The sequence below is a fragment of the Paenibacillus sp. USHLN196 genome (assembly GCF_037144955.1).
Taxonomy (GTDB): Bacteria; Bacillota; Bacilli; order Paenibacillales; family Paenibacillaceae; genus Paenibacillus; species Paenibacillus xylanexedens_C.
On record NZ_JBBCYH010000003.1, the window covers coordinates 517,177 to 530,534 of the forward strand.

Sequence of the window (13,358 nt, forward strand, 5' to 3'; positions counted from 1 at the left end):
TTCAGGGGGATGATTTCATGAGAAAACAACTGACCCGCAAGATGATGCCGCTAATGCTCAGTATAGCCATGCTGTTGGTCGCTGGTTGTGGCTCAGCGACTACAAATTCCGGAAATGACGTTGGTAACGGCGAAGGCAGTGGTGGAGCTGCAAAAGTCAAAGTATTCAAAAGCCATATGGGCGTTGGCAGCTTGCCAAATGCGGATAATCCGCATGTGAAATACATCGCTGAACAGACGGGGGTCCAGTATGAACTCATTACAACGCCACCCGGTTCGGAGCCATCCGAATACTTAAACCTGATGATTGCCTCGGATGAACTGCCAGATATCCTGCGTCCGATTGGAGGCATTGAGCAGACACTGATTCAGCAGGGAGGCGCGTTACCACTGGATGAACTGCTGCCTGAATATGCACCGCATGTGTGGGAGAGTATTCCTCAGGAAGCTTGGGATATCGTTCGCTCTGCTTCCCCTGATGGCAAAATCTATTATGTGCCGAAGGTATTCCTTGTGCCTGAACGTGCACCGTTAATTCGTCAGGATTGGGTGGATAAGGTGGGCATGGAGATGCCAAAGACCACTGATGATTATGTCGAGCTGCTCACAGCTTTCCGTGACAAGGACCCGAATGGCAACGGCAAACCGGATGAACTGCCAACAAGCGGCAGGGAATTCGGCAGATGGATGGACCATTTGTTTGCGATGTACGGGGTAGCGATGTGGGAAGGTTATCCCGAATGGGATGAATACGATGGAAAGATCCAGTACGCAGGAACTACCGACAATATGCGGGAAGCAATCAAGTTCATTCGCATGTTATATGTAGAAAAATTGCTGGACAATGAAACCTTCCTGAACAAAGGGGAAGTGTGGCAGGCCAAAATCAATAATAACCTCGTAGGCAGCTGGTACCATTTGCCTGCAAATGTGCGAGATCGGTACAATGCGATGCTGACCCAGGCTCCAGATGCCTACATTGCAGCCATGCCGCTGCCCAAAGCCGAAGGATTTGAAGCTTTTGTCACCCAGAAAAGCATGGGTGAACCGGAATGGATGATCCCAGCCACCAAACAGGATAATGCGCCAAATGCGCTGAAGCTGCTGGACTTCTTCTATAATCCTGAAAATGATGAGTTTGGTCGCTTCGGTCTTGAAGGTGAGCAGCATGAAGTCAAGGATGGACGCAAAGTCATTCTTCCACCTGCTGACAACAAACCGCTTGCCTTGGGTATGAAGAATCTCACTACAGCAGAAGACATGAATAAGCGAATTGAAGAGACATATCCGGAAGATCAGCAGCAAATGGTCAAAGACATGTTCGAAGTCAGTACTGCCGATGCACGGCAAATTGCAGGTGACGGTCTGCCAGCCTCTGTGTATGAAGGTTTTCCTGATATCCAGTCTCACAAGTTGTTTCAAGAGGTATTGACCAAGATTGTCATCGGCGAGCTGCCGATCGAGGCTTATGATGAATATGTGAAGAAATGGAATGCTTCCGGGGGCGAAGTGGTCACCCAGCGTGTACAGGAATGGTATGAGAAGGTGAGAAAATGAAAAAGAGATATGCCCTATGCGGGGTCAGCGGCAGAGCATTGGGACAATTTGCAAAACCAATTCATGAGCTGTTCTCTCATAATTCAGAGGTTGTCGCCCTGCTGGATACCGATCCTGCACGGTTTGAAGTCTATCGTACCCGTTTTCCTGAGCACACAGAAGTATCGGTATATGGCGCTTCGGATTTCGGGGTCATGGTCGATGAGACTCGGCCTGACTGTATCATCGTGGCTGGCAGGGACGATACTCATGCCCACTATATTGTTGCCGCGTTGGAGCGGGATCTCGATGTTATCACCGAAAAGCCGATGACGACTACAGGCGCTGATGCCAGACGTATTCTTGAAGCGGAAGCAAGGAGTAAGGGCAACGTCATCGTAACGTTCAATTATCGGTATATGCCGATCCACATGCGCATCAAGGAATTGATTCAGGAGGGGAAACTCGGTCGCGTCACTTCCATCGACCTTAACTGGTATATTGATACCCATCACGGCTCCAGTTATTTTAAACGGTGGAACCGTGAACGGGCATTCTCGGGCGGTCTGTCGGTCCATAAAAGTACTCACCATTTTGATCTGGTCCAGTGGTGGATCAATCAAAAGCCAGTTGAAGTTTTTGCCTATGGAGCACTGAACTATTACGGGGCTGAAGGCGAATGGAATCCGGCACAGGAGGACGGAAGACATTGCCGTACATGCCATGTCTCAGAAGATTGCGCCTATTATTCCCGCTGGACGTCCCGCAGTCGTCAGATTCGGGTACCGGATGACCATCTGAACCAACTCGGTACAGTAAGCCAGCAGGAGTTTCCGTACACTTCATACCGTCCCGACCAGTGTATCTTCGATTCCACCATTGAGATTGAAGACACGTATGCCGCAACCGTGAAATATAGCGGCGGCGCGCTGATGAGTTATTCAGTTAATTTCTCCCTTCCATACGAAGGGTACCGGTTGGCCGTGAATGGCACGAAGGGCAGGCTAGAAACATTGGAGTATCACATGCCGGCGCGGACGCCTTTTCCCACACCCGTCCAGACGATCGATTACTTTCCGCTCTTTGGTTCAAAAGAAACGATCCATGTTGTTCATCGTGAAGGCGGACATGGAGGAGGAGATCCACTGCTGCTGGAGGATATTTTCCTCGGCGAAGATAAGAGACGCCCTTACCGAATTCTGTCTGGCGCTGAAGACGGCGCTTATTCCGTTGCCGCTGGAGAAGCAGTGTGGCGATCTGTGGAAGAGCATCGGCCTATTTCCATAGACGAAGTGCTGGGTGGTTGGAACAGCAGAGTGCCCACGCACAAAGGGAGGGAGAAGTGACATGAGCAGACCTGTGTATTTTGAACCGGAGGAGAGCATGGCTTATCACAGTGGTGAAGACGTTATGCACGCCCTGATGAGCATTGCGGGAAGATATATTGGAGCCAATCCTCCGCATCCCCCGGTCTACAGAGTGAGTAGGCCAGGACTTGTGCGAAAGTCCGATGATCACCGCTATGATTTTCCATTGGAGGATCTATTCCCCGACATGCAGAGAGGACAACAGGTCTATGCATGGGCCAAACTGTGGAGTGACAGTGATCAGGAATTTATTTTTCATATCACCTGCTTCGGACCTGTTAGGCTATATCATAATGGCGTGCTGATCTATGGTTCTGCACCTGAAGAGGAATATCCAGCGATTCCTGTTCTGAAACTGAAATGTGGACTGGTCAGAGGCTGGAATCATTTCGTTCTTGAATTCAAATCAGGCGAAAATGGGATAGGTGGGCAGTTTGGCACTGGCTCCCGGAAGAACAAACCACTTCACTTCATTGTGCCGTCGCTCGAACGAGATGGGGAAGAAGGCTGGCTCTACAGTGAGCCGTTGGATTTTCCGTTGTCGGAAATTCCTTCTGGCCCCATGCGAGAGAAGGCCACTGGCGTTAACTGGTTGCCTCGGGAGGAAGACCCCGAGAAGGCATCGCCTTATGGACAGTTGGCACGGATGTATGGACTGACCAGTGGCATGTCTGCGTATGCATGGACGAAGATAAGTGGTACGAAATGTGGCAAGGAGACTATGCTAATCTCTGGTGAGGCCTACAGCCCGATTGAATTCTCGGTGGAGGGCAAGGTGGTATTCCATCAAGAGCAGGCAGGACACTTCCGCTTCGAACTGCCATTGTCTGCTGCCGTGCAAGATCTGACAGCGAACTGTGTATGTGGAGACCGGGATTGGGGATTCCGTATGGATGCAACTACAGATGAGATGTTGACACCCGCACTGGATGTGAAAGGGCACAGAGGCAAGTGGCTGTTCCTGGGTCCTTTTCAAGCGGAACAGGAGATTGATCTGGCTTCCTGCCAGAAGATGAAGCGGACTGCTCGTAGCGGAACAGGTGAAGACGTATACTGGCGAACAGAGTTGCCAGACGGAGAGGTACGTCCATTTCTGGAAAATGAATGGTTCGGCCGATGGAACTATCCCCTAGGCGTCACATTATACGGATTCCTTCAGCTCGGCAAAGCAGGTCAACGATCGGATATTCGAGATTACGTGCTGAATCACATTGAATTTGCCTCTTCACGTTTCAGCTACTCCTTATGGGACAGAGAACGTTATGGTGCAGCTGGCCTGAATAATCAGCTCTCCCATATCGACAGCCTGGACGACTGTGGATCTTTCGGCGCCACCATGCTGCTTGCCGATCGGGAACGCAAGTTGGACGGCGTTACAGAGACGGCAGCTCATATCGCTGACTATATTTTGCATCAACAGTCCCGTCTGGAAGATGGCACTTTATACCGCAAGATTGGTGTCTCCAGATCAATGGATAACACGATGTGGTGTGATGATCTGTATATGAGCATCCCGTTCCTGTGTAGATACGCCGAATGGTCGGGTGACGATAAGCTGCTGGATGAAGCGGCAAGACAGGTTCTTTTGTATAAAAAGTATCTGTACATTCCAGAGCGTCAAATTATGTCTCATGTATTCGATGTGGAGCGAGGTGAGCCAACACGGACCCCGTGGGGCCGGGGCAACGGCTGGGTGCTGTTCTCTTTGTCGGAGCTGCTGTCGGCCCTTCCTCAAGAGCATCCATCCTATACAGTTCTCATTCAGTTCTACAGGGAATTGTGTGAAGGGTACTTGGCATTGCAGGGCAGAAACGGACTGTGGCATCAGGTATTAACGGACCCGGAGTCGTATGAGGAAACATCCTGTACCTCCATGTTCATCTATGCGTATGCCCGAGGGGTGCGAAAGGGCTGGCTTTTGGATCCGAAACCCTATGCACAAGCGGCGTATCAAGGGTGGAAGGGGATTTCGGAGCGCACAATTGATAAAAGAGGCAATGTATACGGTGTATGTCGTGGCTCCAGCTACTCCTTCACGAATCACTATTACAAGCATGAACTGGGTTGGAATCTGAATGATACCCATGGGATCGGCATTGTACTTCTTGCGGGGCTTGAAACTATTTCCATGCAAGAATGGCAGACAAACACGCCGGTTTTCGCTATGGAAAGGGTTGGAACACCGGAGAAATTGGAGAAATCATCTTTTTAGAGGGAGAAAATAGGCTGTTGGACCGGGTCGTATTGGGCATATGGGAACGGTATAATATCGGTATATTGCATATGAGGTGGGATAATTGTGACCCTTTCCTTCTTAAAGTGGCTAAAATTCAATTTCACCAATACCCAGACCCGGCTGCTGCTGATTCTGACTGTTGTTGTCTTCATGATTATTATTGCGGTGGGGATGACGACATATTATTCTTCCAAATCGGTGTTGCAGCAGGAATTAAGTGAGCCGCAACACCAGATGCTGCGTATCAGCATGAATGATATTGATGAAGTGATCCGGGAAAGTGATCAGATTGCGGTGAAAATTGCACTGAACAGTAATGTATACCGATTTCTTACCAATGAAGTACAGGGATCATACCGCAATATTACGGAACTGGTACAATTTCTGGAAACCTTAATCAGTAGTACGTCCTTTATTAAGAGCGCTTACATTTTTGATATGAATCGAGAGAGCATTGTTTCCTTCCCACAAGGCTACAGCTCCAGCAAGGTTAATTTCCCGGATTCGGATTGGGTTAGTGTTGCCGATGAACTTGAAGAGCGTCCCATGCTGGTCAAACAACGTGAGATTTCCACATCTTCTGGTGCGTCCATGCCGCAAATTACACTTTACCGAAAAATAATGATCGCTGGCGAGTTGAAAGGGATTATCGCAGTTAATTTCAAGACAGAGAAGATGTTCGAGCACATGCTGCTCTCATCCGTCTCCGACCTTGACAGCCATCGGTTCATCCTCGACACCAACAACCAGCCTTTATATGATCTCGGCAATTATGCCGTCGGAGAGGAAGCGGTCAGTCATGTACTCACCCAATTGGATGGTGAAAAGCTTGGTGAGTTTAAACATGAAGGTAAGCTTTTACTGGCTTCACAGACCATTTCACCGTACACCGGATGGCGTTATCTGTCCGTGATATCACAAGACAGTCTCCTGGCTAATGCACAGAAGATCCGCAATATTGTTTTTATCGTATCTTTGTTGGCTCTTGTAGCAGGAGCGGTTACGATCACAGTTTACAATGCAGCTGCTTTTAGACCGGTAAGACGCATGAGACAACTGCTCAGCGGATACGACCAGGAGAGAATCCATCCGGAGCAGATTGATCTGGAGAAAATAACGGGTCAACTGCTAACGGATCATGCTCAGCAGGCCATCAATCTCAGGCAGACCCTTCCGGAAGCTTCATCCAAATTTCTGACGGATATCTATAACGGACATATGACAGGAAGTCGGGAAATTAGCGAGAAATGGTGCCGTTATTTCAAGGATTGGAGCGATGAGCCACTCTCTATTGCCATGTTGTCGATTGACAATTATAAGGCCTGGTGTGAGCGCTTTAGGAAGTCAGATCACTCCCTGCTGAAATTTGCCATTGGTAATATCATAGCTGAACTGTTGTCTGGACAATGGCGAGTGTTATCAGCCGATCTGGGCAGAGACCGGATGCTCGTGATGCTGCAACCGCTTCATTCTGGCGGTAGCAAGAGCATAACGACAGCAATAAGAGAGACGATTGGCATGATTCCTCGTTTACTCAAGTTTCAGGTGTCGAGCGGCGTAAGCGGGGGGCACGACGGATTCATGCGACTTCAGCGAGCCATGCATGAGGCGGAGAGTGCGCTGGATTACAGACTCTACCGGGGGTATGAACGAGTTATTTCATTTGACGAGATCTCGGGTCTGCAACCGACCGAGAACACATTGGAAGAACATGAATTCATGACTCAACTGACGGAGACCGTCGAAGCAGGCAGGGGTGAAGAAGCCCTGAGAACTTTTGACAAGATAGTCGGTCGAATGACCCACGAGCAATGGCACCCTTCATCGGCGCTGGCCTTTCTTGAAGCTGTTGCAGCTACACTTGAACGTATTCGCCAGAAGCGTGAGACAGAAGGTTGCGGACTTGAAATGGTGGATATGCGGACCATGCATCTGGAGGCTGTCTGTGAAGTGCTGCGAAGCCAGATCGAAGGTTTGGCTGATTGGTTCGGTAGCCTTATGCTTAGCAAGGATTTCATACTGTGCCAACAGATGATTACGTTTATGAACAAGCACCTGGAAGACCCGGTAAGCATTCAGGAGATTGCCGAGCATGCCGGGATCGGAAGCAGTTTGGCAAGCCAGTTGTTCAAGCAGGAAATGGGTGATACCATCCACGGATATTTCACTAAGCTTCGGATGGAACGTGCCTGTGAACTATTGCTGGATACGGATTACAGAATTTCCGAGATCGCAACGATGGTGGGTTATCAGCATGAGAACAGCTTTATTCGTGTGTATCGAAAATACAAAGACATTACACCGGGCAAGTACAGGGAGATAATGCGAAGCCGCAGGGGTGTAGTACGGGAATCTTGATCCATAGTTGAACCCCATAGAATGATAAGGAGGCAGACCCATTGATGGATCGACAATCAGTCGTCACCAGGAATCATCCGGTATTAACGCAGCTTGAGCCCAGATCGCCTTTATCTGTAGGTAATGGAGAATTTGCATTCAGTGCTGATTTTACGGGACTTCAGACGTATCCAGATCTGTATGAAATACCTCTTGGTACACAATCCAACTGGGGTTGGCATTATACGGGCGGTCATCATGTATTCGGAGATGAGGATATTGTCTATCAGGCATTTGAGACATATGGCCGCAAAGTGCCATACCCCATGAAGCCCGAAGACAAGGAAGAAGCCTATCACTGGCTTAGGCAGAACCCGCATCGACTTCAGCTTGGACGCATTTCATTTCGTTTGCTAGGAGAAGATGGTCAGGAGACGTACGTCACCCATGTCGTCCCGGTACGTCAGGAATTGAATCTATGGACCGGAATTCTGCACAGTGAATTTACCGTGCAGGGGGAAGAAGTGCGTGTAGAGACAGCCTGTGACCCACGGCTCGATTGTATCGCCATTCGTGTACAATCCGAATTAATCCGTAAGCAGTGTCTGCAACTGTTTGTTGTATTTCCATCGCCTGATATGACACACCGGAGCTGGTCAAAATCAGTATTCCCCGACTGGAAGCAACATGACAGACATTCTACTGTGCTGACATCGGTCACTTCGACTTCCGCATCATTGAAACGTGTGCTGGATGAAGATGAGTATGCATTGGAGTGGATCTGGGACGCAGGCCAACTGGAACAGACGGGAACTCACGAATTCACACTATCTCCCAAGGCCGTACCAGACTCGGACATCTGGTCGTGCAGTGTATCTTTTGCTGCACATAAGCCGGAAACCTTGCCAGCAGATACAGTGTTGCGATCAAGCTCGGTCCACTGGAATCAGTTCTGGAATGATGGCGGAGTGATTGATTTTGAAGGCAGTTCGGATCCGCGTGCCGCTGAACTGGAGCGCAGAGTGGTCCTATCCCAGTTCCTGAGTGCGGTGCACAGTGGTGGGTCCATGCCACCGCAAGAGACCGGATATATGTATAACAGCTGGTTCGGCAAAATGCATCTGGAGATGCATTGGTGGCATGCAGCGCATTTTCCGCTCTGGAATCGGACCGATCTGTTGTGCAAGAGTATGGACTGGTACCTGACCATCCTGCCAGAAGCCCGAGAACTGGCACGCTCTCAAGGTTATGTCGGCGCGCGATGGCCCAAAATGGTGGGTTATAACGGGCATCAGACTCCGTCGCCGGTAGCTCCGGGATTGATCTGGCAGCAACCACATCCCATGGCGCTAGCTGAGATGTGTTATCTGTCCCGGCCTGACCCTGCCATGTTAACAAGGTATAAGGATATCGTATTTGAAGCGGCTGAATTTATGGTGTCCTATGCCCATTGGGATGGGAAAAGGCAAGCGTATGTGCTAGGTCCGCCGCTTATCCCTGCGCAGGAGAATCACGGGATGAGCGATAGTTTGAATCCGCCCTATGAACTGGAGTACTGGAAATTCGGTTTGGAGATAGCCATCCTGTGGGCAGAGCGTTTGAATCATCCAGCCAATCCAGACTGGCGAAGAGTGGCTTCACACATGGCTAAACCTCGACATGAGAAAGGAGTTTATCTCGCACACGAGAATTGTCCGGACACTTACACCGTTAAAAACCATGATCATCCCTCGATGGTTGGAGCACTTGGACTATTGCCAGGTTCATTAATAGATCCGGAGATCATGAGAAATACGTTGCTCAAGGTCAAGGAATGCTGGGACTGGGAATCCGCCTGGGGTTGGGATTTTCCGATGTGCGCGATGACCGCAGCCAGATTGAATGAACCAGAGCTTGCAGTGGATTTCCTGATGATGGATGCCACGAAGAACACGTATTTGCCTAATGGACACAACTATCAGAGAGCAGGGTTGTGGGCATATCTTCCCGGGAACGGTGGTCTCCTAACCGCTGTCGCCATGATGGCCGCCGGCTGGACAGGGGCAGGAGAACAAGCGAATCCGGGATTTCCACGGGATGGAAGCTGGACTGTGAAGTGGGAAGGTCTTCATCCTTTGATGTAATCGTCAGAACGTTAAACCCCGAATGAACGGTACAGATGGCATAATCCATCAGAAGGAGGATTTCGATATGGTTGGAACTTCGACAAAGGGAGTGACACAGGAACGAAGAATGTCTGTCAAAATAGCAGATACCTTGCTTTCCGAATGCCAGAATGGCAATCATCCCAAGATTGCAGGCAAATGGGGCTACGTTGGCGGGATGACGCTGATGGCACTGGAACGCGCCGCCGAATGGAATCAAGAAACCCGCTACGCGGAACTTGTTCAGCGTCACATGGATGACCTCATTGAGAATGACGGCACCATTCGGACCTATCGGTTGAATGATTACAACCTGGATATGATCAATGAGGGCAAAAATCTGTTCAGCCAGTGGAAGAATTCCGGCAATGACAAATATGCTAAGGCAATTTTGCACCTGGTTGACCAGCTTAAAGGACAGCCACGGACAAGTGAAGGTGGATTCTGGCATAAGAAAATATATCCGTATCAGATGTGGCTGGATGGTATTTATATGTCTTCACCCTTTCTGGCGGAATATGCGAGCACCTTCGATCATCCCGAGAGCTTCGATGAAGTGGCACGACAGATTTTGTTGATCGAGCGAAAGACCCGTAATCCGCGTAATGGCTTACTCCACCATGCCTGGGATGAGAGCAGGGAACAACGCTGGTGCGCTCAAGATACTGGTCGATCCGTTCATGTTTGGGGCCGGGCCATGGGATGGTATGCAATGGCCGTTGTGGATGCACTGGAGCACTTTCCCGTGGATCACCCACAGCGCGGACAGATTATGGGCATATTTGAACGAATGGCATACGCGATTGCTCATGTTCAGGATCATGATAGTGGACTCTGGTACCAAGTGATGGATCAGAACGGAAGAGCGGGCAATTATCTGGAAGCCTCTGCTTCCTGTATGCTGACCTATGCACTCGCAAAAGGCATCCGGTTACATTATCTGGCTGAACTGGACCGTGAAGTCGTTGATCATGCCTATGCAGGAATATTGAAGCGGTTAGTCACTGAAGATGAAAAAGGGGTGCACTTGCACCACATCTGTCACGGTGCCGGACTCGGTGGGAAGAAGTATCGAGACGGTTCTTATGAATATTACATCAGTGAACAGGTCGTTAGCGATGTGCAGATGGGCGTAGCCCCGTTCTTGCTAGCCAGTATTGAGATGGAGAGACTTGGGGCGGAAGAAGCGTGAACCAACACAAGGACCAGACAGACACTACAGGCATACGGCCGGACAGGAACAAGTTGTTGATGAAATATCCCTCTTCTTGGTGGCAAGGGATGTGGCGAGAAGCGCTACCTTCCGGAAACGGTAAACTTGGTGCTTCAGTGCAAGGCGGAATTCAGGCGGAAACTGTGCTCTTGCAGCACAGTGAATTATGGCATTGGGGGCGCAAAGATGAACTGCCCGATGTCAGTCATACCTTATCAGAAACCCGTAAGTTAATGGATGAGGAACGATATTTAGAGGCAAGCTGGCATCTGACCCGTACACTGCAAGCAGAAGGTTACGCGTCCAGGCTGTCCTCCCGATATCCACTGGCTGCAATGACGGTGGGCATGACGTGTAATAACGCTTTTCGCAAATATCGGCGGGAACTGGATATGGACACAGGGGAAGTTCTGGTACGCTGGCAGGACGGAAGGCACAACTATACAAGAAGTCTGTTCGTCTCGCGTGCAGACGATTGTATTGTCTACGAGATCCAGACTCATAGAGTGAAAGATGTAGCAAGTTCGCAGGGAACAGGTTCGGCTGAGCATTCAATGCTGTCGGGGACGATAGGCCTGCAATTCCCGCAGGGCGACCGGGTAAGAGAAGATGATGAGTTCAACGTACTGAAGTCGTCTATAACGATAAGAATCGATCGGGATGATAGTGGAGACTACCTGTGCTATGGCGGGCAAAATGACGATGGACAGGACTACGGTGCGGTGCTGCGACTGATCCAATTGAACGAAATCCCTGGTGCGAGTCATGATCAACAAAAGGAAAGCGAAACTAACGAAGATATGCTTAGCAGGCAACTTCATTTCCATACCTCTGGAAAAGTGCTTGTGCTTGTTAAAATGTTTGCTACGGGCAGACGAGCGCAGGAATGGACACGGTTGAAGCAGGAACTCGCATCGCTTAAGAGCGACTACAATACGTTGCTGGATCGGCATATCTCACTGCATCAACCGTTGTTTCGGTCCGCTGAGCTAGATCTGGATGATGAAACGGATGACGGGCGCTGTAACGAAGACTTGCTTCTGGAAGCCTATGAAGGTGAAGCACCTACAGGGTTCGTGCGCAAAATGTGGGCCTATGGTCGATATCTGTTTATCAGCGGAACCTCTGAACATAGCGGATTGCCATTTGGATTATACGGCTTGTGGGGTGGAGATTATCGCTTGATCTGGGGTCACAATATGGCGAATGAGAATGTGCAAATGATGTATTGGCACACTGACGTAGGTGGTTTATCCATTCTGAATCGTTCGTTGTTCCGCTATTACAACGGATTAATGGATGACTTTCGGGACAATGCCCGCAAGTTATATGGTTGCCGTGGGATCTACATTCCCGCTGGAACAACACCGGGTATCGGGGTGCCTAACCAGATTGTTCCGGTAATCATGAATTGGACGGGAGCAGCAGGATGGATCGCCAGACATTATTATGCACATTATCAGTTCACTGGGGATAAGCAATTTCTGCTGGAGGAAGCCTTGCCCTTCATGAAGGAGGCCCTTCAGTTCTATGAAGATTTTCTGGTGCTGGGTGAAGACGGAAAATACAAGATATACCCGTCTGTTTCGCCAGAGAATACACCTGAGAATTTTATGCCTAAGCATGGACAGCCACTGGCCCATCCTATGCCAACAGCCATTAATGCCACCATGGACATTGCCATTATTAAAGAACTGTTACAACATGTCATTGCAGTCAGCCGGCTAGTCGGTGTGCATACGACTAAGATTTCCTGTTGGGAAGCCATGCTGGAGCGCATGCCCGATTATCTTCTTCAATCGGAGGGAGCTGTGAAAGAATGGCTGCATCCTGCTTTTGAAGATCGACGTGATCATCGTCATCTCTCGCACCTGTATCCTGTTTTTCCAGGACAGGAGGTCACCCGTGAAGGACAACCAGAACTGTTTCAGGCTTTCGAGACAGCAGTTGATCAGCGAAGGCTTGGTGCTCAGAGTGGCTGGTCCCTTGCACATATGTCGTCCATATATGCTCGACTTGGCAATGGTGAGCGGGCGCTGGAAAGTCTCGATATTCTTGCGCGCTCCTGTGTACTTAGTAATGGGTATACCTTGCATAATGACTGGCGCAATATGGGAATATGTATGTCCATGCCCGCAGCTCCGATTCAGCTGGATGCCAATATGGGCTGGGTTAATGCAGTACAGGAAATGCTGCTCTATGTGTCAGAACATCGCATCAAGCTGCTGCCGGCATTGCCAGAACGGTGGGTACGAGGTTCCATTCATGACTGGTGCATACCAGGAGGTAGAATGTCCTGTACATGGAATCGGAGCACGGGTTTCTTCCGGGCAGAACTTGTCACGGACCGGCGGATCAATACGAAGCTTCATATTCCTGAATGGGTGAAAGGATGCGAGATGCTCAGCAGAAATGCCTGCTTATGTGAACTTGATGAGAATGGTATCTATGAGCTTGAAATTGAAGCTGGAGGGGAACTGGTGCTGAAGCAGACAACAGTGTTTGATGCTTAAGACGTATACAGAA

At 49.6% G+C, this 13,358-nt stretch carries 7 protein-coding genes; all 7 read left to right on the plus strand.

Annotation, left to right across the window (positions count from 1 at the left end; all coding sequences use genetic code 11):
* Positions 1-17: 17 nt before the first annotated feature.
* The 7 genes from WFI24_RS09045 (at position 18) to WFI24_RS09075 (ending at position 13,345) form a co-directional block, all read left to right on the plus strand.
* Entirely contained in the window at positions 18-1,556 is a 1,539-nt protein-coding gene (locus WFI24_RS09045) for an extracellular solute-binding protein (RefSeq protein WP_336760036.1), read from the plus strand.
* Complete coding sequence (locus WFI24_RS09050) at positions 1,553-2,881, plus strand: Gfo/Idh/MocA family protein (RefSeq protein ID WP_336760038.1); 1,329 nt, start codon at positions 1,553-1,555, stop codon at positions 2,879-2,881. Before WFI24_RS09045 ends, WFI24_RS09050 begins: the two co-directional genes overlap by 4 nt.
* A gap of 1 nt (position 2,882) precedes the next feature.
* Complete coding sequence (locus WFI24_RS09055) at positions 2,883-5,114, plus strand: glycoside hydrolase family 88/105 protein (RefSeq protein ID WP_336760040.1); 2,232 nt, start codon at positions 2,883-2,885, stop codon at positions 5,112-5,114.
* 87 nt (positions 5,115-5,201) lie between these two features.
* The gene (locus tag WFI24_RS09060) at positions 5,202-7,496 is read left to right on the plus strand and encodes an AraC family transcriptional regulator (protein ID WP_336760042.1); all 2,295 of its coding nucleotides are present in this window, start codon (positions 5,202-5,204) and stop codon (positions 7,494-7,496) included.
* A gap of 44 nt (positions 7,497-7,540) precedes the next feature.
* Complete coding sequence (locus WFI24_RS09065; RefSeq protein ID WP_336760044.1) at positions 7,541-9,598, plus strand: glycoside hydrolase family 65; 2,058 nt, start codon at positions 7,541-7,543, stop codon at positions 9,596-9,598.
* Between the two features lie 67 nt (positions 9,599-9,665).
* Complete coding sequence (locus WFI24_RS09070) at positions 9,666-10,811, plus strand: glycoside hydrolase family 88/105 protein (RefSeq protein WP_336760045.1); 1,146 nt, start codon at positions 9,666-9,668, stop codon at positions 10,809-10,811.
* The gene (locus tag WFI24_RS09075) at positions 10,808-13,345 is read left to right on the plus strand and encodes a glycosyl hydrolase family 95 catalytic domain-containing protein (protein WP_336760046.1); all 2,538 of its coding nucleotides are present in this window, start codon (positions 10,808-10,810) and stop codon (positions 13,343-13,345) included. The genes WFI24_RS09070 and WFI24_RS09075 overlap by 4 nt, the downstream gene beginning before the upstream one ends.
* Positions 13,346-13,358 lie beyond the last annotated feature (13 nt).